24 protein-coding genes are annotated in these 26,031 nt (G+C 34.0%); 11 read left to right on the forward strand and 13 right to left on the reverse strand.

What is annotated here, in order from left to right:
- Positions 1-36: 36 nt before the first annotated feature.
- Positions 37-510 (reverse strand): hypothetical protein, encoded by a 474-nt coding sequence (locus KC460_02765; protein MCA9770265.1) that lies wholly within the window; start codon positions 508-510, stop codon positions 37-39.
- A 475-nt stretch (positions 511-985) separates the two neighbouring features.
- On the opposite strand from KC460_02765, the gene atpB reads away from it, so the two are divergent.
- The 6 genes from atpB (at position 986) to KC460_02795 (ending at position 8,399) form a co-directional block, all read left to right on the forward strand.
- Positions 986-1,729, forward strand: coding sequence for a F0F1 ATP synthase subunit A (gene atpB, locus KC460_02770; GenBank protein MCA9770266.1), 744 nt, complete (start codon positions 986-988; stop codon positions 1,727-1,729).
- Positions 1,730-1,755: 26 nt separating this feature from the next.
- Positions 1,756-2,727 (forward strand): hypothetical protein, encoded by a 972-nt coding sequence (locus tag KC460_02775; GenBank protein MCA9770267.1) that lies wholly within the window; start codon positions 1,756-1,758, stop codon positions 2,725-2,727.
- 15 nt (positions 2,728-2,742) lie between these two features.
- Positions 2,743-3,936 (forward strand): glycosyltransferase, encoded by a 1,194-nt coding sequence (locus tag KC460_02780; protein MCA9770268.1) that lies wholly within the window; start codon positions 2,743-2,745, stop codon positions 3,934-3,936.
- The gene (locus KC460_02785; GenBank protein MCA9770269.1) at positions 3,933-6,083 is read left to right on the forward strand and encodes a hypothetical protein; all 2,151 of its coding nucleotides are present in this window, start codon (positions 3,933-3,935) and stop codon (positions 6,081-6,083) included. Before KC460_02780 ends, KC460_02785 begins: the two co-directional genes overlap by 4 nt.
- Before the next feature lie 101 nt (positions 6,084-6,184).
- Positions 6,185-7,096 carry a cysteine synthase family protein gene (locus tag KC460_02790; GenBank protein ID MCA9770270.1) on the forward strand — a complete coding sequence of 304 codons (912 nt, stop codon included), beginning with the start codon at positions 6,185-6,187 and terminating at the stop codon, positions 7,094-7,096.
- A 19-nt stretch (positions 7,097-7,115) separates the two neighbouring features.
- Positions 7,116-8,399 carry a hypothetical protein gene (locus KC460_02795; protein MCA9770271.1) on the forward strand — a complete coding sequence of 428 codons (1,284 nt, stop codon included), beginning with the start codon at positions 7,116-7,118 and terminating at the stop codon, positions 8,397-8,399.
- Here the strand turns inward: KC460_02795 and KC460_02800 are convergent.
- From KC460_02800 to KC460_02815, 4 genes are all read right to left on the reverse strand, one after another.
- Complete coding sequence (locus KC460_02800) at positions 8,377-9,330, reverse strand: hypothetical protein (protein MCA9770272.1); 954 nt, start codon at positions 9,328-9,330, stop codon at positions 8,377-8,379. The two genes, KC460_02795 and KC460_02800, sit on opposite strands and share 23 nt — an antisense overlap.
- Before the next feature lie 104 nt (positions 9,331-9,434).
- Entirely contained in the window at positions 9,435-10,415 is a 981-nt protein-coding gene (locus KC460_02805; GenBank protein MCA9770273.1) for an MBL fold metallo-hydrolase, read from the reverse strand.
- 158 nt (positions 10,416-10,573) lie between these two features.
- Entirely contained in the window at positions 10,574-11,755 is a 1,182-nt protein-coding gene (locus KC460_02810) for a glycosyltransferase (GenBank protein MCA9770274.1), read from the reverse strand.
- Position 11,756: 1 nt separating this feature from the next.
- Complete coding sequence (locus KC460_02815) at positions 11,757-13,304, reverse strand: AMP-binding protein (GenBank protein MCA9770275.1); 1,548 nt, start codon at positions 13,302-13,304, stop codon at positions 11,757-11,759.
- Positions 13,305-13,371: 67 nt separating this feature from the next.
- Between KC460_02815 and tmk the strand changes: the two genes are divergently transcribed.
- Together tmk and KC460_02825 are read left to right on the forward strand one after the other, a co-directional pair.
- Positions 13,372-14,046: a dTMP kinase gene (tmk, locus tag KC460_02820; protein ID MCA9770276.1), complete on the forward strand. Its 675-nt coding sequence runs from the start codon at positions 13,372-13,374 to the stop codon at positions 14,044-14,046.
- Positions 14,047-14,058: 12 nt separating this feature from the next.
- The gene (locus KC460_02825) at positions 14,059-14,811 is read left to right on the forward strand and encodes a hypothetical protein (GenBank protein MCA9770277.1); all 753 of its coding nucleotides are present in this window, start codon (positions 14,059-14,061) and stop codon (positions 14,809-14,811) included.
- Here the strand turns inward: KC460_02825 and thpR are convergent.
- From thpR to KC460_02850, 5 genes are all read right to left on the reverse strand, one after another.
- On the reverse strand, positions 14,801-15,358 hold the full coding sequence (thpR, locus tag KC460_02830; protein ID MCA9770278.1) for an RNA 2',3'-cyclic phosphodiesterase: 558 nt from the start codon (positions 15,356-15,358) through the stop codon (positions 14,801-14,803). The two genes, KC460_02825 and thpR, sit on opposite strands and share 11 nt — an antisense overlap.
- 3 nt (positions 15,359-15,361) lie before the next feature.
- Positions 15,362-16,465: a hypothetical protein gene (locus KC460_02835; protein ID MCA9770279.1), complete on the reverse strand. Its 1,104-nt coding sequence runs from the start codon at positions 16,463-16,465 to the stop codon at positions 15,362-15,364.
- An 86-nt stretch (positions 16,466-16,551) separates the two neighbouring features.
- Positions 16,552-17,121 (reverse strand): hypothetical protein, encoded by a 570-nt coding sequence (locus KC460_02840; GenBank protein MCA9770280.1) that lies wholly within the window; start codon positions 17,119-17,121, stop codon positions 16,552-16,554.
- 240 nt (positions 17,122-17,361) lie between these two features.
- On the reverse strand, positions 17,362-18,792 hold the full coding sequence (locus KC460_02845) for an RtcB family protein (GenBank protein ID MCA9770281.1): 1,431 nt from the start codon (positions 18,790-18,792) through the stop codon (positions 17,362-17,364).
- A 36-nt stretch (positions 18,793-18,828) separates the two neighbouring features.
- Positions 18,829-19,272 (reverse strand): archease, encoded by a 444-nt coding sequence (locus KC460_02850; protein ID MCA9770282.1) that lies wholly within the window; start codon positions 19,270-19,272, stop codon positions 18,829-18,831.
- A gap of 47 nt (positions 19,273-19,319) precedes the next feature.
- Here KC460_02850 and KC460_02855 point away from each other — a divergent pair, with 47 nt between their 5' ends.
- The 3 genes from KC460_02855 to KC460_02865 all read left to right on the forward strand — a co-directional run bounded on the left by KC460_02855 (position 19,320) and on the right by KC460_02865 (position 22,564).
- Positions 19,320-19,754 (forward strand): DUF721 domain-containing protein, encoded by a 435-nt coding sequence (locus KC460_02855; GenBank protein ID MCA9770283.1) that lies wholly within the window; start codon positions 19,320-19,322, stop codon positions 19,752-19,754.
- Between the two features lie 88 nt (positions 19,755-19,842).
- Positions 19,843-21,498 carry a tetratricopeptide repeat protein gene (locus KC460_02860; GenBank protein MCA9770284.1) on the forward strand — a complete coding sequence of 552 codons (1,656 nt, stop codon included), beginning with the start codon at positions 19,843-19,845 and terminating at the stop codon, positions 21,496-21,498.
- On the forward strand, positions 21,452-22,564 hold the full coding sequence (locus KC460_02865) for a UDP-N-acetylglucosamine--N-acetylmuramyl-(pentapeptide) pyrophosphoryl-undecaprenol N-acetylglucosamine transferase (GenBank protein ID MCA9770285.1): 1,113 nt from the start codon (positions 21,452-21,454) through the stop codon (positions 22,562-22,564). Before KC460_02860 ends, KC460_02865 begins: the two co-directional genes overlap by 47 nt.
- Here the strand turns inward: KC460_02865 and KC460_02870 are convergent.
- The 3 genes from KC460_02870 to KC460_02880 are packed head-to-tail and all read right to left on the reverse strand — an operon-like array spanning position 22,561 to position 26,031.
- The gene (locus KC460_02870) at positions 22,561-23,835 is read right to left on the reverse strand and encodes a hypothetical protein (protein ID MCA9770286.1); all 1,275 of its coding nucleotides are present in this window, start codon (positions 23,833-23,835) and stop codon (positions 22,561-22,563) included. The genes KC460_02865 and KC460_02870 overlap by 4 nt on opposite strands.
- 3 nt (positions 23,836-23,838) lie before the next feature.
- Positions 23,839-24,864, reverse strand: a complete 1,026-nt coding sequence (locus KC460_02875) for a hypothetical protein (GenBank protein MCA9770287.1) — start codon at positions 24,862-24,864, stop codon at positions 23,839-23,841.
- A 15-nt stretch (positions 24,865-24,879) separates the two neighbouring features.
- A complete protein-coding gene (locus KC460_02880; protein ID MCA9770288.1) occupies positions 24,880-26,031 on the reverse strand; it encodes a hypothetical protein in 1,152 nt (383 codons plus the stop codon).

Below are 26,031 nucleotides of genomic sequence, written 5' to 3' on the forward strand. Positions count from 1 at the left end.
AAACTATATAGCAGCAATCCAAATTGCCGCTATATTCTATACTTTGAGGCATTTATGAATTTTGGGATAGGTTCTTAATAATAATTGTAAATTTAACATATTTTTAGAAGGACTGCGCACAATTTCTAATGTATTTTTATCAACACGTTTTTTGTAAGTTTCTGCCCTTACAATTCCTTGCGCCAGTTGAATTATCTTGTTTATTGGAAACTTGTAAATATGCTTGAAATTATATTTTTGATATTTCAAGTAATTTCTTTGAGATCTCAACTTAAAAAATAAATAACCGGAATCAATCAATGCTAAAGCACCGATACCAGCAGTCGTTTTTCCTGGATTCTCCCTCATCCACTCAAAAATATATCGCCCTTGATTCAAAATACGTTGAAAACTTGGTAGGCTATAGCCACTAAACCAACCACCGCCAGTTGACTGTTGCTGCGCTTGTAATACTGAACTAAAAAGTAAAATAATTACCAAAATTGCTGATGTAATACGTTTTTTCATCATCTCACTCCATATAAATTGGCACACAATAAATTGTTTCAATCTAATTATAACATATGCGCAACAACACCAGTCAATATGTTAATACAAATAGAATAATATCGCATTAGGTAGGTACCATCTACCGATGCTTTTTTTATATATTTTTAAAAAAAGTAAAAATCACGTATAGTTATTTTTAGGTATAGGTTCAACAAATAATAAAAGATAACGTATTGATTTGCTATGTCACTATTACTAAACAATATTCTTGCTCTATCTATAGGATTGTTCTCAGGTTTTTTATATGCTGTACTTTTTTTATTTCAAAAACGTACAACTATGATTGCATCAGTATTATTTACAAGTATTCGCTTGATAAGTTTATCCGCATTATGGTGGTATCTATTGCAGCACACACAAATACCTCTTATACTGATGATATTATTTTTCTTACCAACATTTTGGGTAACTGTTTCTTGGTATAGGGGAATTGCATATGGAAGGTCTTGATATCCTTTCCGTTCACAAGTTAAAGCCACTCGAATATTTTGGCATTAAGCATCATTTTTTTCATATTAATACAGATACAGTTGTATACACATGGATAGTATTAGGCATTATTTTAGCATGCGTGTTACCAATCAGATGGTTATTACTGAAAAAAAACTCTATTATTTATCATGTGTTGACCACATATATCCGTTCATTTTATGGCATGACGCAACAAACGTTGGGAGAATACTTCACTTTTGGTCATTTTGCATTTATTACTGCAATATTTACATTTATCGCAACGGCAAATGCAATAGGCGCAGTGCCATGGTTGGAGGAACCAACTAAAGATTTAAATACTACACTTTCTCTTGGACTTACCTCATTTTTGTATACACAATTTTATGCAATCAAAATGCATGGTTTTTTGGCGTATATAAAAGAATATTTTGCGCCATTCTTTATCATGTTGCCACTTAATATTATTGGAAAAGTTGCTACTGTTATTTCAATATCATTTCGTTTATTTGGAAATATTTTTGGTGGTACCATGATTACTGGTATTTATACAAGCGCAATAAAGGGTTCATTAATTTTTGAAACTCTCGGTATGATTACCGGCCTCAATCTGGTTATCATACTCTTTTTTGGTTTGTTTGAAGCATTTTTACAAGCATTTGTATTTGCTATGCTTGCTCTTACGTATCTCTCTATTGGTATCAAAGGTGAGGAACCTGAAGAAGATTAGAACACGTTTTGGTAAGGAAATAATTTATGGCAGAGCTTGCAGAATTACTGCATTATTTAACGGTTGCATTAGCAGTCGCAGTCAGCTCAATTGGAGCTGGAATCGGTGAGGGATTGGCAAGTCATGCCGCAATAAAAGCAATTAACAAACAACCTGGCGCGCGAAGTGATATTTCCAAAACAATGATTTTGGGAACTGCACTCATTGAAACTGCCGCAATTATGGGATTACTTATTTCCGCAATTATGTTGTGGGGCTCAGAAAGCATTGAACGTACCACATACACAGGTATTGCTACATTGGGCATTGCACTTGCTATTTGTATCTCTGGGTTTGTCATTGGTATTGTTTCTGCATTTCCTGCACAACAAGCATGTTTAGCAATTGCACGACAACCATTCTTTGCTCAAAAAATTGTTCGCTTTATGCTTATCACACAATCAATTATTCAAACACCAATTGTATTTAGTTTTATTATCGCGATGCTCATAAAAGCGCAACTTACAACTATTGATAGCCTTGCTGATAGTTTTCGGTTACTTGGTGCTGGTATATGTATTGGTTTTGGTAGCATTGGCCCTTCAATTGGTCTCGCACAGTTTGCACGAACGGCATGCTCTGGGCTTGGTATAAATCGCGATGCATACAACAAGTTGCTTCCTTTCACTTTTTTGAGTGAAGCAATTATTGAAACACCTATTATCTTTGCATTGGTTGTGTCTATTTTACTACTAGTTACCGGTATACCAAATGGGAATCTACTAGTTGGTATCGCTATGCTTTTTGCTGGTTTTTGTACAGGATTTGGTACTATCGGCGCTGGTATTAGTTCCGGGAAAACATCTTCTGCCGCATGCCACCAAATTGCACTTGCTCCAGAAAAGTATTCATTACTTGCACGTGTAAGTATGTTTAGCCAAGGTTTGATTGATACATGTGCAATTTATGCATTGCTCATATCTTTACTTTTAATTATCACTAGTCGTTATATGGTTTAAAAAACATCTTGTAGTATGAAGCATAAAAAAAAATTACACGTTTTGTATATCATCACCAAGTTAGAACTGGGTGGTGCACAAAAAGTATGTCTTAATCTGGCGAAAGGCTTAAAAAAGTTAGGACACGAACCACTATTGCTTTCTGGTCCAACTGGTCCACTAAAAGAGGAGGCAAAAACAATTTGCCAAACAATTTTTTTAAATGATCTGACACGAGAAATCAACTCATCATGTGTATTTTTTAAAGAATTCATTTGTTTTTTTACATTAGTTGGCACAATAAAAAAACTTAAAAAAAAATATCCTGATTTAATTATACATACACACAGCACAAAAGCTGGAATCCTTGGCCGATGGGCCGCCTTTTTTGCTAATGTTAAAAAACGTATTCATACAGTGCATGGCTACGCATTCCATAAACACCAGCGTTGGTTTGTATGGCTACCCATTTATTTTTTGGAGTTGATTACAAGCTTTGTTACTACTCACTTTATATGCGTTTCTTCTGAAGATGTAAAAACAGGAATCAAACTATTTCCATACTTTACCCCTAAACATTCAATCATTCGCGCAGCAGTTGATCATAATACATTGTATATTCCTGCAACAAAAACCAATATTAATCCCGATACTGCACAAACATTTGTCTTTGGAACTATCTCTTGCTTTAAACCACAAAAAAATCTAATTGATCTATTACGTGCTTTTGCATATGTATACCAAAAAGACAATCGTGCAAAACTAGAAATTATTGGCGATGGTGTGCAACGCAAACACATAGAAATTTTCATCAAAACACACAACTTACATCAACAGATTATTCTTCATGGTTGGAAACAAAACATTACGCCCATTATGCTAACCTGGCATGCATTTGTCCTCAGCTCTCTGTGGGAAGGATTACCATGTGCAGTAGTCGAAGCGCGCTTGCTTAAGTTACCGGTTCTTGCATATAACACTGGTGGGATCAAAGATATTATTGAAAATGGCAAGAATGGTTTTTTATATCCACAAAAAAAGTGGAAACAACTTGCCAATGGCATGTTACAACTTATGAATAATAAAAAATTATACTCAAAATTATACTACAATAAAGACAATTTAATTCAATTTGACACTGATGTCATGATACAAGAACATATACAATTATATCAAACAGGTTATATAAGAATAGATACCCTTACAGATAAAAAAAGGAATAATGTATGAAAGTAGTTAGTACAAAAAAATGGTTATCAGTCATATGTATAATATTATGCGGAATAAGTTTTATTCTTACGCTACTCTTCACGTATTCATACTGGAAAACACAATCAGCAATTTTGCACTTTACTCGACAAGAAGCACACGAAAAAACCGAGCAAGCAGCAAAACACTTGGATAGTTTTATTAATATACTACAAGTAATGGTTACTACGCTCACAAAAAAACTTGAGAAAAACAATATTAAAAAAAGCACAATTATTGAACAATTGCGAGAAAAACCAGTAGAAGTTACCGGGTTTGGAGTCGCCTTCACATCTCAAGATAGTGATGAAAAAAAATCTCATTACGTTGTAGAATATGAAGATAAACAACAACTTATACAACTAGAAAAATCTCACTTCGCTCAAGCTACAAAAGACGGAAAATATGATTATACACAAGAAATATGGTATAAAAAAGCACTAAAAGGACAATCCGGTTTCTTGGGGCCAATTAATGATCCGGTTACCAAACAACCGGTCATTTTTTTTTACAAACCATTTTTTAATGGTGATATCATTGCTGGTGTTGTATTTGCAACACAATCGGTTGCTCACCTTAAACACGTACTTTCAACATTATATCTTGGGCAAGCTGGCTATTGGATTGTAACAGACAAAGATGGCACAGTACTTATTCATCCAACAACCAGTTTAATACAGACTAAAGAAAATATAATTAACAAGACACATATGCAACAGAATAATGCGATAATAACTCTTTTGTCCAAAGATGAAAATAGAACAAGAAGTGTTTTATACAAAAATCCTAAAACTAACAATGATGCCTGGCTTTCAGTTGCAGAAACATCCACAACACCTTTAAAAATCATATCAGTTTTTGATATCTATCAAGTTTTTGTAAATAATGATTTTGTTCGCCACCAATTGATTCACATTGTTCTGGCACTTTTGTGCGCGTTTCTGTTTTGTATAGCTTTTTTCATTTCTCGATCACAACTTAATGTGTCACTTTTGTGGACTTTTTCTGCCGTAACAGCGATCATACTTGCGTTAACCGTTGGCACACTATGGGCAATCACTGCTGCATATCCTGATTACAAAGAAAACATAGTACCTGTGTACAACAAGATTAGTCTATATCAATTTTTAGACAAAATAACTAACGCAAAACAAGATATCATCCCTGCAGAACCCTCACAAAGCTTAGACTATTATTTGCGCTATCGATACAAAAAGGGAAAATACATACCAACAGGATTACTGATTCACGATATTGATTTTATTTCTAAAGATCAAATTGCATTTGTTGGTATTGTATGGCAGCGCTATTTTGACGGAATTCATGACGATATTTCTCGTGGTTTTATTTTTCAACAACTTTCTGGTAAACCAGACATTGTCGAGTTAAGCAGAACAAAAGAGGGTAAACGAGAAACAATTGTATGGTTAGTACACGCAAAATTAAATCAAGTTATGACGTATTACAATTTTCCATTTGACGTAAAAGATTTACACATACAACTTTCTCACAAAGATTTTGATAAAAATATTATTCTCGTTCCAGACTTAGATGCATACGCTATTCTAAATGCTGCAGCACTGCCAGGTATAAGTAGCGATGCACATTTAAGTGGCTGGCAACTGAGTGGTAGCTATTTTGGTTACAAAATTGTTGATTATCAATCTAATTTTGGAATGTACGCATACGGCCCATTTGGCATAACTAATCAAGTTGATAAGTCTCAAGTACCAGAATTACACTTTGCTATTGCCGCTAAACGAAATTTATTTGAAACACTGACTACACATGTTATTGTCCTGCTCGCTATTGCTTTTTTATTATTTGTTCTTTTTTTAACCTATCAAAAACACGATGTTGGAGGCGCATTTACTACAATACTTTTTAGCACCATTGTTGCACAACGTTATTTTAAATCACATATCCCATCAGACGAATTTGTATACTTTGAGTGGTTTCATTTTATTATGTATATCGCAATTGTATTTGTTATGACCGTTGTACTATTAGATTTTTTCAAATTCAATTTTTGGTTCATTCAATATAAAAAAAATGTAATCAGCCTAATCCTTTATTGGCCATGTCTGCTAATGGGAATTTTATTAGTTTCCATTATATACCTTTACTAGATTCTATTTACAGACTGTTATCTACAACATGACAAATCATGTACTTTACGTTATATTTCCAGCCATATAAAAAAATCTTTACTCAGCACTAATGGAGAATGATGTTGTATAAAAAATTAACCGATGCAATTGGCAATACACCATTGGTAAAAGTTCCCTTTGATTGTCTTGGAAATTGCTATGCAAAACTTGAGTATTTAAATCCTGGTGGAAGCGTAAAAGATCGTTCTGCATGCTATATGATCGAACAAGCAGAAAAAAATGGTATCCTAAACTCCGGCGGCGTTATTATTGACGCCTCTTCCGGCAATCATGGTATTGCAGTAGCCATGATTGGCGCAATTAAAGGCTACGAGGTTATTATTACAGTATCAGAAAAAATCAGCAAAGAAAAATTAGATACTATCAAGGCATATGGTGCAAAAATTATTATGTGCCCAGCAACAGAGTTTATTGATGATCCGCAAAGTTATCACTCTCAAGCAGTAGCTTTACACAAAAAAACACCTGGATCGTTTATGCCAAATCAATATTATAATCCCACCAATAGAGATGGGCACTATCATTCACTTGGCACAGAAATATGGCAACAGACTAACGGTACAATTACCCACTTTTTTGCAGCAGCAGGTACAACTGGTACAGTAAGTGGTGTTGGCAGGTATTTAAAAGAAAAAAATACTGATATCAAAGTATTTGCTATTGATTCTATTAATTCGTATCGCGCAACTGGTGGCTTTCCTAAACCATACAAAATTGAAGGTATGGGAATGGATTTTGATACACCCGTCTTTGATGAAAGTATTGTTGATGACATCATCTGTGTGAGTGATAATAATGCACTTACAATGCTTAAACTACTTGCACAAAAATATGGATTACTTGTCGGTCCAAGCAGTGGTGCAGTTGCATATGTAGTTGATCAATACGCAAAAAACTTACAACCAAATGATTTAGCTGTTATGATTTTTGGTGATTCTGGAAGAGCATATTTGACTAAACGTTTTTATTAACAAGAACAAGGAGCGTTACATGCCGTATACAAAACAATTATATGTAGTAAGCATTACACTATCTTTGCTTGTATTGTTTCGTATTTATGCTATGGAGGAAGAAAATAAACAAGACACTGAATTTACTATCAATCATAGCCTTAATCAACACGAACTAGAAACAACTTTTAGCAATATGCTAATCATAAAGCAGCCAGTAATTATCAACTATTCCAGTGAAATTTGTTTTGCAAGCCAGAATTACCATCGATTAAAAATTGGTATGGGAGAGGATCCTAACTACAACAATCAAAGAATCACCCAAAAGTATCTTCCACCACAACAATGTTGGTTGCAAAATAGCTATTCTGCAGAAGAATGCGATAATTACTGTAGAATAGATGATGATGAAAAGCAAATAAAAACATATATACAAGCCGCTACATACTTTCCACCAAGAGAAGATGGAAAATATGACGGCAAAAAAAATATATTTGATGGTGTCAATAAGCGCGGTTTTGCCATCCTTTGTTCAAGTAAAAAAATATCATCTATAGATAATACACCTATATCCACTGGTATTTTTAAAGAAAAAGAATTAATAAGTATACTTAATCTCATTAACATAAAAGCGCCTGCCAATAGAAAGGGTTGGTTTGATGAAAGTGTTTACGAAAAATTTCACGATACAAAAAAGTACAAAAATTGGTTCATAACTTCTTGTGCACTTTCTAACGCAAAAAAAAGAAATGATAGAATATTATTATGCAGAATAAACAATAATGAAAAAAACATTCTTGATTTATTTGAAATTACAAAAAAAAACAAACTTACCTCAATTATTTCTGACCAAGTTATAAAACCACGTTTTATACGAATGTCATTTTTGACTAAACACACCGCTATTGGCCTATCTGAACAAGGTACTATTTTTACCATTGCACTAATATCAACAGCAGAAACAATAAAAACACCATTTCCTGATGTACTCCTTTCAAAGCAATTCTTTTACACAAAAGAAAATGGAAAGAAAAAAGAGATGTTCTTCAAAGATATTGCAATAGATAAAAAACACCGTCCAAGTATGTTACTACTAACAACAGATAATAGATTTTTTCATTGTAATTTAATATCTAAAAAAACAGAATATCTTTTTTGCAAGCAAGAAAAAAATATAGAACAGATATGGCTATATAACCATAGAATTGGATTTAATACCAAAAACACACAAAACAAGACAACAATAACAATTATACCATTGGCATTTTTTTTATATAAAAATAATGCAAAAAAAATACTTTCTACTCCAAGTACTGATCAATAACATCAAGTTGAACAGCCAGTGGTTTGATACAAAATAATCCATTAATAATATCAGATCCAATATGACATTTGTTCAAGTTTGCCTCTTTAAATAATTTTGTTTTTGTTTGATACACCAATGCATACCCAGCTTTCTGCAATAATTCACTTGTTCGTCTAATGTGTGTACCACCGGCGAGAGCAACAACACGCTTTTTATCTTGTGATCGCAATACAACATTGAGCATTTTCACATCAAGCAAGTTACTATCGAGTGTAAGCATTTTTTTCAGAAAAACCAATCGATTCGTTGGCCACGTCCTAATAGCCAAATAATCACCAATCGTTTTTTGCGCGTAATCAGCGATCTTAAGCTTAGTTAATTCACTGGTTACTTCATCAATGTTTTTTTTTATCAACACAGCAAGTGATTTATTTTCATAACCATGTGCTTTGATTTCTTCTACTTCTCTATTAATCTCTTCCAAAATATCTTGTACGGTGATGTGTTGTGTTGAAACAATAATACGCGGATCTGCTTTTATATTATGCAATACTGGCCCAAGTGCAACAACTCTACAATAGCGATATTCTACATTTTCAACCTCAAAACCCCGCTTCTGACACTCTTGCGTCATACTCGCTAATAATCCAGTATTTGATTTTAAAAAAAACTTATTGCATCCAAAGCTTCCACCTGCATTACGAGAGCTTAAATCTTCTAATATGATTTTAGTATCTTTAGGGTTGCAGTAACTTAATTTATCAAGCGCCTGCGCTCGCTGTGAAATACTTTCTGGAACACTTCTATCGTGAAAATCACTTAATCCAATAAAATAATGATATTTTTTTTGTTGCGGAAGCCATTTACGCAACACCCATACTTCATAGATAAAAGCTTGTGCGCCAAAAAAATAAAATAACCAAGCCAGTATAAAAACCTTTTTACTCATGATACCCCCTCATGGTGTTACATATAAGTATTATATTGAAAAATAGAAATCAAAATCAATGAATATATTAATTAGCAAATAAAAAATCTTATAAATATTAAATTCTAAAAGAATGGTCTATTTAATGTTATATTTTGCCCAACTTTAGCAATATACAGCCGCTTATTGGTTAGTAAGTGGCTATTTTCTTGCCACCAACTTTGTATACGTTCAACAGGTGTTAAAAAATGATCAACACCAAATAAAAATGTACCCCAGTGCATAGGAATAAAGTTATTGGCATCTAAATCCAAAAATGCTTGGCCTGCTTGTACTGCACTAATATGTGAATGCTGCATTGTATCTTCTGGTTCACAGGGACCAATGGGCATTAATGCAGTATCAATAGTATTAAAGTATGATTTAATTTCATAAAAATGAGAATCCCACGCGGTATCGCCCGCAAAGTAAATCGTGCTGTTAGCACTTTGTATCATCCAACTGCCCCAGAGCGATCTATTTTTATCAAATAGCCCACGCTGAGACCAATGCGTTGCAGGTAAAAAGGTAAATGTAATATTTTTTATTTTGTACTGCTCCCACCAGCCAAGCTCAGAAACATGGCTAAAACCACGGAGATCAAACCATTGCTTGTCACCAACCGGAACTAACACATAAGCTTTTGGAAATTGTTTTTTGATAGCAACCAAACTGGCAGTATCCATATGATCTCGGTGATTGTGAGAAAGTAATATTACATCAATCAGCGGTAACTGATTAAGTGCAATACCAGGAGGAAGCACACGGCGATATAACAACGAAGCATCACCGAAAATAGGATCGGTAATAATATTAACATTTTCTATCTGTATCAAAAATGTTGCATGTCCAATCCAGGTAATAACTGGTTCAACAGCACATGTAGCAGGAATACTACAGGTATACCAATCAGAAAGAACCTTAGGCACCCGTTTTGCGCGATTGCGCAACGATTGCAATACTGTCAATGCTGTTTTGAACAGTAAACTTTCTGGATAATTATGATTATTATTATAGAACCGATTGTTAATTTTCAGTGGCTGGCGATACAATACTTCTTTTTTCATTACTATCCTTTTAGAGTAAAAAAGAAACCCCCATCCTGACAGAACGTCACGGATAGGGGAAATGGAGGTTATCTTAGACTAAAAATTCTCACTATAGTCATTAATTGATGATACATTAACTTATCAACAAAATCAAATTATATATCTACTCATTTTAACTAGTATATCGATTCCGTCAGCTTTTTGAAAAGAGTATGATAATTTTTTATCATACGTTGACTACTAAAGTTTTTTAAAACTGTTTGTTGACCTGCTAGTCCATACTTCCTTTTTAAATTTTCATTTTGAATAATTTTCAAAAGTGCCTGAGCTAATCTTTGTGCATTACCAGCCTCTACAAGCAATCCATTTTTTTTATTTTCTATAACCATGTGTTTGTTATCTTTATCAGTAACAATACTGGTAATAGCCAAAGACATTGCCTCAAGTAATGCTATAGAAATACCCTCTTTATCTGACGACTGCACAAAACAATCAAAAAATGGATAGTAACCATACGCTGATTGTCCAACAACAAAAGTAACCTTATCTGCAATGCCTTTTTCCATTACAAGCATTCTCAGCTTTTGTTCCTCTACACCAGAACCAACTAGCACTAATCGTACCTTATTACATGTTTGTAGAACAATAGAAAAACTTTCAATCAATAATGGATAATTTTTTATAGGTACAAATCTACCAACAGAACCGATAATAAAATTAGAATTTTGTTTAAAACAATTATTTTGCGAAAACTTAAACTGATACATTATATTTTTTAACCATTCACCTAATCCTGCATCATTTATACGCTGTTCGTATACATTGTTTTCTTTTTTTGCACGTTGCATAACATTGTATATATCAATACCATTAGCAATTATCTCAACTGCCGGCACATTTTTTTTGTTACGCTGCTGCAAACCATTTTTAATTTCGTCAGAAACTGCAACAACTGTGCTACCAAAAAACGTTTGCATTGTTGTATCCAAAAATACACGCAATACACCGTCTTGAAATACATTATTATGATATACCGTGGCAATAGGTATCTTTAACAGCCATGCCACAACTCTGCTAAAAACATTTGCTGCCCATAGCAAGCTGTGAATGGCATTTGGATCAATCTTTTTTATCAACATATAAAAAAAAAAAAAAAAAAAAGGATCGTATAATGTAAACAATCCTCGAACACCATAAATAGGTATGCCTAATTTTTTAAATTTCTCAACATACGGCCCATGACGAAAATAAATAATATGATGTTCATACTCTTTTTTGTCTAAACCACATATAAGATCGTAGAGCACTTTTTGAGCCCCACCCCTTTCTAGATTCGTGATGATATGTAAAAGCTTCACCTCACTCACTCTGTAACTTTTTCTTATTCACCTTACCTGTTGCAGTAACTGGTAGGTCTTTTACGGTAATTATAAATTGTTTTGGTACTTTGTATGCCGCTAGGTTTTGCAAACAAATTTTTTTGAGTTCTTGCTCAATACCTTCTTGTTCTTCACGCAGTTGAACGTAGGCAATAGGCACCTGTCCTACCTGTGGATCATTTCTACCAATAACGCCAGTGCGAATAACAGATGCATGACTCATAATAATATTTTCTATTTCTTGTGGATAAATATTAAAACCCTTGTGAATAATAAGATCTTTTACGCGTCCGGTAATAACAATCGTGTTGTTTTTATCGATATATGCTAAATCACCAGTATGCAACCAACCATCAGTCAAAACCTTTGCAGTCATTTCCGACTCATTGTAATACCCAAGCATAACATTATCACCCTTTACCCACAGCTCACCGATTTCACCATTTAGCAACACATTGCCTCTTTCATCACGAATTGAGGTGGTAATACCACACACAGCACGTCCAACATTACTTGTCAGTTCTGTTTGATCTCGCAAATCAACAGAAACTAACGGTGCAGTCTCAGTCAATCCATATCCATTACAAATTTTTCTACCATAAATGAGTGCAAAGGCTGCACGAATTTTGTCCGACAATGCATCACCACCAGAAACAAAACATTTTACTGAATCTAGTGGTGCTGTTTTTAACAAACACAGCAATCCATACAACGCAGGAACGCCACAAAAAAACGTTGGCTTTTGCTCTAATCCTTGCAAAATATCTCTCCGATTAATGTTTGGAACAACAATTACCGTACAACCGACGAACAATGTCGCCCATACACAAATACTTTGCGCAAAACTATGAAATAGTGGAAGTACGCCAAAAATACGTTCTCCTTGCCATAATCCAACTCGAGCAATCATTTGTACAACATTCGTCATACAATTTTTTGAGCTTAACATCACCCCTTTTGGCAAGCCCGTTGTACCCGATGTATATAATAATACAGACATATCTTGCTCATCTAAATCAATAATAGCAACGTCTTCTATGTTCTCAGGAACCAATGGTGTAAGCTGCATATCATCTTCTGTTAATATTTTTATGCCCGTGTTCCTCAAAAACTTTGATAATTTTTGGCTAGCAATTATAAGAGTCGGTTGCGCATCATTAACAATATGCTCTAATTCTCGCTCACATAAAAATGTGTTAAGTGGCGCCACTACAGCTCCTGCTTGCAAAATGCCGTAATACCCTATATAAAATTCTAGTGAATTTTCAAAAAATAACAGTACGCGGTCTTTTGGCTTTACGCCAGCTTGACGAACTTTTTTTGTCATAAGACCAGCGCGATAGTACAGCTCTTTATAGGTAATACGTTGTTCCTTATAAATCAGCGCTACATTGTCACAATATTTTTTATATGCATACTCAAGTAACCTGCCAATATGCATTAAACGTCCATCTCGGCTTAACTCTTTTTTCAGTTTTTCATACAATGTACATTCTTGACTTTTAGTATGGCCGTATCCATTTGGCATGATTGACCTTTTTACAGACAATTTTTTTTAATCAATTATACTTAAACTAAAAAATTAGCAGAAAAATATGAAAAAAGAAAAACAGGGCTTGCTTATTTCCGTTGAAGGCATCGACGGTGCCGGTAAAAGTACACTTACACATAATGTACATTCTCTTTTATTGCAGCGGAATTACCCGGTTTTGCTTACCAAAGAACCCGGAGCAACAGATTTAGGTAAAAAATTACGTGCTATTTTACAAGAAAGAGTCATACCGATTTGTAACAAAAGTGAGTATCTGCTTTTTGCTGCTGATAGAGCACAACACTTTGAAACAGTTGTATCACCATCATTAGAAAAAAACATGATAGTAATTTCCGATCGTATGGCTGATTCTTCGTTGGTATATCAAGGATACGGACGCGGGCTTAATATTGCTCTTATCGAGATTATTAATCAATGGGCAATGAACAATATAAAACCTCATCTGACAATGTACATTCGCCTATCTAAAGAAGAGGCATTCAAGCGTTTGGCACAACGAGACAGACTCAGTACTTTTGAGAAAAAAGAATTAATAAAAAAAGTATTTACTGGATTTGAAGAAATCTACAAAAATCGTAACGATGTAATGGTTCTTGATGGTACACAACCACCAGAGTACCTTACTCAATTGGCCGCTGAAAAAATAGTTTCGCTGTATAGCACTAAAAACAGCACTTTTTCTGTCAATGTTTCAAATGATATTATAAAAAAATGGTAAAAACCAATTAACATGAATCCTTTAGAACTAGAAAATATATCTCCAGCATATCTGTGGATTGGACGGCATGATGTCATCATAGAAAAAACAGTCAATTTTTTACAAAAAGCATTATGTCCAAACAGCGGTGGTGACCATTGCGTTACATGCCAGCAAATTATACAACAACAGCATCATGCAGTTGTGTGGCTTACTCCAGAAAAACAATATACACTTGAACAGTTAGAAACAATTTCTAAACGTATTTCATTTGCATTAGAACCCGGCAACCAGTGCTTTTTTGTTTTACAGCATGCCGACTTTTTAACTCCTGCTTGTGCCAATAGCTTATTAAAATCAGTAGAAGAACCACCAAATGGCTATCATTTCATTTTTCTAGCTCAAAGAGCTGATCGTATTTTGCCTACTATTGTCTCACGCTGTGTTGTACAGTCATTTGCTTCAGAAAAACATACCACATCTCAACATCCACTCTTTCCCTTTTTAGTTCAATCAAATACTGACCCTCTAGCATTTGATAAAGAGTTACTTGTAAGCAAGATAAATGAACGGGAAAGTATTGAGTTATTAGACGATTTACTCACCTATTGGGTGAAACAATATAAAAAAAATATCAGTGAAAAAAAAGATAACATCACCGACAAGCAAATAAACGCAAAAATCACAAAAATAATCCATGTAATCAAAAAAGCATTTGAAAAACCACCAATGCCCGGTAGCGGTAAAATTTTTTGGCGTAACTTTTTTTTGCAAATTAATTCTTAAGCATATATTTTTGTACATCGGTATGAGTCACACCATCTTGGTGCAATATAGATTCTTTTAACACAAAATAAAAAACTTGCCACTCAAGCTTCTCAAGCTGTATTGCATTAACGTAATGCAGCAGTTTTTGACGATCTTGCACCGACTTGACTCGAGCAATGGTAAGATGTGGGATAAATGGCCTCGTTTCTGCTTTAACAATATCGCGTAAGTTATAATTAATTTCTCTAGCAAGCTTCACTAATTGCGGTGCAATCACATGCACAAAAATAATATTGATTTTCTGACCAGTACTAAAAACATCAACTGAGCCTAGTTTTGCTGTGCGCACAGGCATAGAAAGATATTGTAACCTTTCTTGAATATTAGTTGCCACAAATCGTTCAACCTCACCGACAAATTGTAATGTAATATGAATTGATTCGGGCGCTGTATAGCGCCCGGTAAAAAGCTTTTGTTTACGTAATCCTCTTTGAATAGCTTGTATTTCTGTTTTTATCTGCTCTGGAACATCAACAGCAATGAAAAGACGTCTGAGACTTTCCACAAATTACCACCAACCACTTTTTCTCTTTTTTTCTGCCTCAATTTGCGCTGTTTGTTTTTTTTCTTCTTGCTCTTTTTTAATGCTCTTTACATCTGTTACAAACTCTTCAACAGTTGCTTCAATAGACTTTAATCGACCATCAACGTTAACAATCTTATCTTCAACTGCTTTAAATGATATATTTAATGATTCTATCAATTTAAACAAACGTCTTTCAGTTTCTTGGTACTGCCTATCAAAATCTGCTTTTTTCTGATCAGTAATTGCGTTGATCAATTGTTCGTCAGTAGACTGTTGTTCTGCAATTTTTTGCTCAAGTTCCTTTTTTTGATTTATAATTGCCCTTCCCAAAACCCCTGACACCCTGTTTACTTTTTGATCAAGTATTTTCATCTTATCTGCTTGATGTCCTTGATACTTTCTAACACTTAATTGGTTACACGATAATATTCCTATTCTCCCAGCTAATGTTCCCATCTCTTGTTTATATGTTTCAGCTGAAACTAGATCTAGATCTTCAAGCTCTTTTACCCGACACAAAAGACTCTCTATTTTTTTTGTATTATCAACAGAAACACTATTTAAAGCCTTTAATGCCTCTCTATTTTCTATAATATAGCTTACAATATCATCAACCACACAACATTTAAGAGCTTCAATAAGGCGTCTATTCCTTACATTTACTGATATTACGCTGTCTAGTGATTCATTCAACGTTCTCTGCTTCCTGTGAATATTAAATATCTCTTCATCTTTTTTATCAATCACTGATTGGAATTTATCTATCATGCTTTGTACACCAGAAATAGAATTTGAAAGAGCCCATTCTGCAATCTCCTTTTCTGTTTTATACTGCACCTGAGATACATACTCTATAGGTAAGTCTTCTTTTAAAGCATGTAGCTCCTTTCCAACATATTCTATACTTTTGGTATTTGATTCTACTTTTAGGCCTAAATCAACACCACTCGAAGAAGTAGAATGGTTTATTGATCGCTTCCTGATTTTTTTTCCACCACCACCCCGCAACATCGCTCGTGCATCACAAACACACATTAACAATACGCATGCTAATATAAAATGGGTAGTGTTAACTATTTTCCTCATGCTTTCTCCTTTGTTATTGAATATAAAAGATCATGCACTCTTCAGATTATCCTATATTTTTTATAGTTTCTTGGCTCTCTACCATTTCATGTAATCGAATTGTTTCTTTTATAGTCACTTAGAAATTTCTGTGCCCTTTTTAATTTATTCGATTCACTATTGAATGCATTGTCAACAGCAAATAAGCACTCGTGTAGCTTACCATTTTTTACTTCTAACGAATGGATTTTCTTTGTAAGTGCTGCTATCTGCTGAGCATGCTCAAGCTGCATCTGAACCAGTTGTTCTTTTAATAATTCAATAGTGACACACGATGTAGAAATTGTATTTGCTTGCTTACTAAATTCTTCTTGCTCTTTTTTGAGTACAGATAGTTCTTCACGAAACTCTGCATTATCTTTAGCGATTTCTGCTTTAAAAATACTCAAATCATTTGCAACCCTTTTAATATCTCTTTGATTTTGTCCTATTTTGTTTTTATGTGGTCGAAAGCAACCAACCGTCAGACACTCTTGTTCTCTAAAAGATTGCTTTTTTCGACTTCCACTACCTCTCATTGCACATACATCCGCAGAAACAACAAACAAGCATACAAATAACATGACTAAAAAAATCCGCGTGATAAACGTACAAACAGAGAAGAATTCTTTTTTCATATATCTCCTTTGTATTAATCAATCTTAATGCAGGCACTCTATCAAATTTTATAAAATAAAAAAACAGAAATAATCCTTTACTTCGTGCATATCGCCAATTCATTGATGATATATAGATATATAAAGTGTTTTTATTACTTCATTGGAGCAACTTTATAGTTGCAATGAAAAGTAGACAGAGCCTATGAACAACAATAAAAAACAAAATTTTACAACAAACAAATATATATCTGAAACAAATTAACCACCTTTGATAACTGCAAGCGGTTTAACTCGAGCAACTTTACGTGCAAGTTTTGTATTGTGTACAACATTTACAACGCTATCAACATCCTTATAGGCAAGTGGCGCCTCTTCTGCGAGACCAGCATCAGAGTCACAACGAATAATAATGCCAGCTTTATTTAATTCTTTGCGAAGTTCTGTTCCACGAACTGTCTTTTTTGCTTTTGCACGGGACATCTTTCGCCCTGCACCATGGCACGAACTACCAAAAGCAGTATCCATACTTTCTTGTGTCCCTACCAGCACATAAGACGAGGTACCCATAGTTCCCGGAATTAAAACGGGCTGCCCAACCGACTGATATTTTGCTGGTGTTTGTGGTGTTTTAGGGCCAAACGCACGTGTTGCCCCTTTACGATGCATCACTACATCTTTTTCTACACCGTCAACAATGTGTCGCTCACGTTTTCCTAAATTATGAGAAACATCATATACTAATGCAAGCCATGCATCTTTGCCTAAAACTGTTTGCCATGCTTCACGTACCCAATGAGTAATTGTATGTCTATTTGCCCACGCATAATTTGCAGCAGCTGCCATTGCAGAGAAATAGTCTTGCCCTTCTTGCGATTTAAATGGTGCGCATACCAACTCTCTATCTGGCAATTGATAGCCCCACTCAGACAGTTTTGCCATCATAATTTTCACGTAATCAGTACACGTTTGATGTCCTAAACCGCGTGAACCACAGTGAATCATTACCGTAACCATACCCGGTACTAAGCCAAATGCTTGTGCTACTTTTTGATCATAAATTTCTTCCACTTCTTGCACCTCCAAAAAGTGATTACCTGAACCAAGCGTACCTAACTGATCACGCCCACGCTGCTTTGCTCGTTTTGAAATTAAGCTTGAATCTGCAATAGTCATGCGTCCATTTTCTTCACACAACTTCAAATCATTTTCTGTACCATATCCTTGCTCAAGCATATAGTATGCACCATCACGTAATACACGATCCATTTCTTGTGTATCAAATTTCAATTTTCCACCGCGCCCTACACCAGAGGGGATTGCATGAAACATGACAGTAGCAAGTTTTTCCAAATGCGTCTTAATTTCATCTGCTTTCATATTTGCAACCAACAAACGCACACCACAATTAATATCGTACCCAATACCACCAGGAGAAATAACCCCGCCTTCTTCAATTGCCGTTGCTGCCACCCCACCAATAGGAAAACCGTAGCCTTGATGAATATCTGGCATTGCAATTGCATACTTTTGTATACCAGGCAGGCTTGCAACGTTCATAAGTTGAATAAGTGAATGATCTTCTTTGATATCCACAAACATTTCTTTGTTCATATAAATACGTGCCGGTACTCGCATATGTGGTGATACCGCTTGCGGAATCTCAAATAAGTTTTCATTAATTTGCACCATATCTTCTAAGCTTATTATCCGTTCCATAAAAAATTCCTAAATATCAAAAACAATATCTGTTTGCCATACATCATCAACATGTTTAATCACTAAATCATGGTACGTAACTGCCTTGATTTCTACCACATCAAAACCAGTAATAGCAACGCCTTTAATAACTGCCTTTATGTTTGTATCTGTAAGCTGATCAATAGCTACATCAAAATATGCCTGATTATGCACATCAGACAAATATAATGCCTCTGATAAGAAATCTACTAAAAGTGCATCAATATCGGGAGCCATTACCTCTACTATATGTTTTTTCGGCAAATCATCACACACAATATACTCACCAACCTTCTTACAACTTGACGGTACATGTGGACCAACAATACTAAACATACCGTATAATGAATTACGAAATAATTCTTCTTTGGTTTTTCCATACACACGAATTTTTATATCTGCCGTATGAGGCAATTGCTCAAATTTTTTCATCACGACTCCTCAACATTTTTGAAACAATACGCTACAATTAGCATACCATGATACATTCTATTAAATCGATTTTACATTCGTTTTTCGACACACATAACACCTGGAAATCACAGCTACTTGAAGAATGGCCTTCAATTATTGGTGATTTAAAAGGCCAAGTGCAACTTGAAAAAATTAATGATGATAATCTCATATTGGGAGTTCGAGATTCTAGCTGGATGCAAGAGCTCTATTTTCTTTCTGATGTTTTACTTAAAACAATAAACAATAAGTTGGATCAACCACGAATCAAAAAAATACGATTTAAAACAATGAGTCACAATCAATGTACAAAAAAAAACATACCCAAAAAAAAGCTTGAAGCATGTAAAGTTGTAACACTATCTCAAAAAGAACAGCTTGCTCTAGAAAAAATTGGAGACGCACAACTTCGTATTGCACTTGAACTATTTTTGGTTCGTTGCTACCAAGAACAAGAATAAAAATCCTATCTTTACCTCCTTGCAATATACTATCCTACAACAAAATATCGAGTAGTAGCACTAACGGTGTACAATGAGGAGCCAAATTATGAAACAGCTTTTTTGTATTATGCTTGGACTGATTAGCATTGTTTCCTACCGCATAGCATGTGACGTCAATTCACAACAACTGCATCGTTTTTTATGGGCTAATTATTTACAATACAAAGGTAATACACACCAAGCACACCAATGGTATCAAAAAACATTTGAACATAAGGTACCAATACACATCCACGAAGGATATGTTCCTTTTCTTTTTCAAACAGGACAATTTACAAAAATTGTTCAACTCATTCCCAAACTGGACACAGAATTTGCAGACAATCCTGATATACAGCGCATCTTTGCGCTCGCATTGGAAAAAACAGGCAAACAAGAAGAAGCCGATAATCGATTCATAGCTTTGAGTAAAAAATTCAAAACAAATCAAGAAATTGTATTCCGCACAGCACAACTTTTTATTCAGCAACAAAAACTTGATGAAGCTCTTACACTTATCGAAGCCTATCTAAACAATGCACAGCGTAAACCAAATAATTTCATATTTTATTTTCTCAAAGCACAGCTTCATCTCCATCTCAAACAAATAAAAAAATCACATGAAAGTGTTAAAAAAAGCCTGGAGCTCTATCCCCAATTTGATAAAAGTTGGCTATTATATGCTATGATTGAAGAACAACTGGGAAACATTAACAATGCAATCAAGGGATACACATCCTTTTTGGAACGCACACAGCTACCAACAGCACAAATTCAGAATCATCTTCTAGAACTTGTTTTTAGACAAAAAATGGTTACTCAAAATAAACAGTCTATCAATGTTAATCGCTCATGCTTTAATAAAGCACTCCTTTTATTACAACAGAAACAATATAGCAAAGCCCTCAAACATATTGACCACTGCCTAGAAGAAAAAAACTCTGAGACGGATGAAAAAAAATTACTCAAGATTCAAATTCTTTCTTCTATGGGCAAACCGGTACACGCAGCACATCAATTACAAGCCTGGATAGAACAAAATCCAACCAAAAATTTATGGTTTGAAACATTACACCTATTGTGCCGCCAAGGGCTTTCTTATAAATCAGCAATTTTAACACTACATACTATTGAAAAAAAACAACCAAATAACATACTGCCCCTTTTGTACCAGGCCGATTTATATTTACGCATGAATAATAGTGAACAAGCACAACATTACTTACAAAAAGCGCATGGAAAAACTAATGATGCAGCACTTAAGGCAAAACTTCTTTTTCAACTTTGTTGTATTTATTATGAAAAAAAACAGTACCAAAAAATAAAAACCCTCATGAAAACAGAGAATGCAATTGACAGCGATTTCCCCCCTCTGCTCAATCTTCTAGCATACTATTATGCAACACAAGAAAAACAATGTGCAATAGCACAAACACTTATTGAAAAGGCCCTTAAACAAGATAAACAAAATCCTCACTTTTTAGACACGCAAGCCACTATTTTTTATAAACAAGGAAACTACAAAAAAGCTCTTGATATCTTACAAAAAATTGCCTCTACAAACCGCAACGATTTTAGTATTGTAAAACACTTGGGAAAGGCATTGTATAAAACAGGACAATCAACAAAAGCACAAAAAGTTATGCAACATGCAGCAGTGCTTGCAAAAAATAAGTATGAAAAAAATAAAATACACAAAATCCTTATCAGCTGGAAAAAATAATAACGCCATTGCATTTGTTGGCGGTAAATCTGGTGGCCATATTATACCAGCTCTTACTCTTGCTCAACAAGAAGTAAAAAATAATAAAACCACCCATATTTTATTTTTTTCTACCTCAAGTGCATTGGATAAAAAAATCATTAGCACAAGCGCTATTGCTCCCACGCATATTCCACTACCAATAACGCCAGTTAACGTTAAAAACCCTCTACAACTTATCTGGTGTTGTTTGTCATTTATTCTGGCATTTTTCAAAAGCCTATATCATTTGAAAAAATTTCGTGCACAGCGAGTAATAAGTATGGGTGGTCTTGTTTCATTACCTGTTTGCTTTGCTGCAAAATTATTACGTATTCCTATCAGTATTTATGAGCTTAACGCTGTACCTGGTAAGGCTGTTACCTTACTTGCAAAAACTGGTGCCGATATTTATACATGTTTCAAAAAAACAGCACAATTTTTTCCAAAAAATAAATGTCTTTTTTCTGCCTATCCAATTCGTTATTCAGCAAATACCTTAAAAATAGGTAAACAAAAAGCACTTAAAGAAATCGGTTTATCCCCGAACAAACCAACTATTTTGATTTTGGGTGGCTCACAGGGTTCAATTTTTATCAATACCCTAATAAAACAGTGGATTGTCTCACAACCAGAACAAGTAAAAAATGTCCAAATTATTCATCAAACAGGATCATATGATACAACTGATTGGAATATTTTTTATGCCACACATGGCATCTCTGCCCATTCATTTACTTATCAGGATAATTTAGGTATATACTACCAAGCAGCCGATATAATAATATGCCGCTCTGGGGCAGGCACTCTTTTTGAGAGCATCTTTTTCAAAAAGTTTATTATTACAATACCACTACAATCATCAGCAACAACAAATCACCAAGTTGATAATGCTAACGCCTTTAAAAAGCAATATCCTCACCTTATATGGGTTATGAACCAAAAAATGTTAAAAAAATTCCCTGAAGAGCTTTTTGGGGTGTTAAACTCTCTGCTAGACATTCAATATGCCTCACACACCACACAAAAAAATAAAAAGACTTTTTAAAATAAGTAACTTAATAGGCAGTAATGTTTTACAATTTTAAGTAAAATAGTACCACCTATTATTATTGGCTGAACCCACCAATATTTTGTAAATAATTCTTTCCATTGTGTACCCGAATCTGTATCTTGTTTGATAAACGTTTCATTCATTGCCGCACTAACAACATCAATGGCTGTTAAAATTTCTTCTATAGGTAATGAGTCTATTTCTTGATACAAAGCAAAAATCTGTGATATCGTTGCACTACGAGCCTTTTCCGGATATTGCTGCGTATAATTAACAAATGCATTTTTTTGTGCGATAAAAAAAGCAATCAACATCTGACGAAAAAGTTCATTATTTTCGATAAACTTAAAGTGCTTTACTTCTTTACACAAAATCCTTATTGGTCTAATATCACCAGTTTCTTCTGTTTTTTTAATTGCTGAAGCTACATGCGCTTGCGAAAAACAAATCGTACCATCAAATATATTTTTTGAAACACCCCCTCCTGTAGGCACATATTTAAGACAGCTAATCCCTTTTTTTTCCAATTTTTTAAGTAGCGTAAATGATTCTTTAAGCCGCTTGACATAATAATATCGCGTGCCCACTTCTTCAGTAACAACATGTGGTTTGATATCTGCAAGCTCACCTTTCGGTGTAATAAATTCCGTACATCTTCTGATAATACCATCTAAAAATTCATCGCAACATTCATAATAGCCAGCCAAATAGCTAGTCATATCACAAACAAGATCGATTAAAAATTCCGGAGGTAAAAAAAACACCCGGCTTAAACTATCAGCAAGCACACGAAACTTTACCTTGTTTCTTTTATTTTCAAATAATTTTTCTAAAAACGTATTTTTAGTTATTACAAAAATTTCTTTGGTAAAATCAACTACCAGTAATTCATCCTCTATAGATTTATACGAAGCAAAATCATCCCATACCATAAAAAGAGGCTTGAGACTCTTCATTTTGAATATTTGATACACCGACGATCTAATACGCTCATGAGAAAAAAGCATTTCAACTCCACCAGCCTTAGCAACATCTTTATAAAAAAAGGAATCAATATTGAGCGTTAATTTTTTAATTTTTGCTAATAGTTTCATTGTCTTAGAAAGTCGAGTAACAAAATAATAACGCCTTTTTACCATACTTGTTAGCCTTGTAATAGGAACATGCAAAGAATAATTGCGTGCACAAAAAAGCGTGTTCTGAACAGAAACACCAAGGCTTAATACTATACCAACACACAGCGCCTTTCTCACTATATTGTTCATTACTTAGCTCACTACTATTTTGCTTAATATCCAATCATACAAACGCACATACCAAGATATAGACTTTTCTATTTCTTTAACAATAACCAAAAAATGGTACGTTGCGCCATCAATTGCATCCAATAATTCCTCTGTATCATACTGATCCATATGCTTATATAAATCCATAACGTAATGCATTTGATATGCAAGTTTTTTCTTTTGCTTGGCTGTTGAAACATTACTCACAATCAAATTTTTATACGCTCCGATAAGCATTATCATGCTATCTTTTAAAAACAAATCATTACCAATATAACGATAATGAACACACTCATTCCATACCCGCAGTATTGGCTTAACACTTCCCGTTTGTACAACTTCATTAAGCACTTCTTCCATTTTTTTATCACTAATAAATGAAAAAACTTTATTCCATTCAACATCGAGCACCACATCCATCATCTGCTTTGGTTGTACAGGACAAATAAGCATTTTTTTGTCTACATATGCCAGCAACTCAAATGCATTTTTTAAGCGTTTAATCGCATAAAATCGTGCTACAATAAGGTCTGTTGGTACTTCATCAAAAGATAACACGTTCAGAGATAAGTCCTTTGCTTTATTTTTATTCAAATGCGTATCTATGACATTCAATATATATTCCATTGAATAATGACAGGGTAAGACAGCTTTTCTTTCTGATTTATTGACTATTTTTTGCAAAAGCTTTAACACTCCTTTTGCTACATCAAGCTCATAATCTTTATCTTGAATCATTTGATATGCAGCAAGAACCTTCCATTTTTCTAGCAATACAGCAACTTCATTTTTTATATCAACAAAAAAATCGTTTTTCTCCTGTTTAATTATGCTAATGGCTTCTTTTAATCGCGCAATCAAATAATATCTGTAGTGTACTGCTTGAATGAAAGAAGATATGCTTTCATTCTGTTTTTGATAATCCTCGGTTGCATCTAAATATGCATAAAAATTAATTATACAAACTAAAAAAGCTACCTGTACGGCCAAATGCTTGATTATTTTCACTACATTAAGCCCTTTTCATTTTTTTCTAAAAAAATGCACCACAAAATTCTTGACATAATGCCACCAATTATTTTGCTGCTGAATAACAATTTTTTTTAAATATGTACCTGCGTAATCTATGCCCTGCAATAAGTCAAAAGTAGAAAGTGAATTTATTTTTTTGTATATTTCTTCAATTTTTTGTACTGTATCATAATCAGACTGACTTCGTGCATAATAATTTAATAAATATTTTTCTAGTATAAAAACTAAAATCAAAAATTCCTTTTGAAAAAGTTCATTTTTAATAAATCTATACTGCTTAGTCATGTGCCAATAATAAAAAAACGGCTTTATACCACCTTCAATATTAATTTCCATTACAGCCTGATTAATTTGATAACTTTTAAATACAATATCAACTTCAAGCAAAGATCCATCTCCAATAGAATAGTTGCCCATCTTTTCAAACTGACGAAAAAGATCTACAATCCATTCAATACGCTCAATAACATAAAAACGCATCACAATATCATTACTATAAATACGGAAAACGACATCAGATAACTCTGCTCTTTGCCAATACGCCTGCAAATAATCTGTCAGATTAGTATAAAACTGTGATTCTATAAGCGTGCTTGCTACATGATCTATTACTTCCACCAGGCACTCTGCAGGTAAATAAAAAATTGCATCTGCAAACATGAGATCTTCACACACTTTGTCCAAAGAAAGAGATTTGGCAACACCGTGTATAAGTAACGTATGAGCAATGAGAAAAATCTCTTTGGTAAATTCTTCTATAAAAATTTCATCATCAATCGATTTATATGAAAAAAATTCGTCCCAAACCATCAGAAGCGGTTTTAAGTTGCCAATACGCTCTATTTCTTCCAAAGAAGTGCGAACAGCATCACATCGCCACTCCAAACTATCTGAATATGCTCGATGAAAAATAACATTCAATTGATCAGAACTCACTTTCATATTTAAAAGCATTTGTATTGGTTTCTTAAGACGCTCAATGAAATAAAATCTTCTATTGATAAGATTACTAAATAGATGTATTTGTTTAATCGATACAAGCATATCAGAAGATATAGTAGTAATTTCTTCTTTATTGATAGCAAGAATTAACCCCGGCAAAAAAATAATTCCAAACCATATAAACCTGTTAAAATAATACAT

It is taken from the genome of Candidatus Dependentiae bacterium, from assembly GCA_020431705.1.
In the GTDB taxonomy this organism is placed as follows: domain Bacteria; phylum Babelota; class Babeliae; order Babelales; family Vermiphilaceae; genus JAGQHQ01.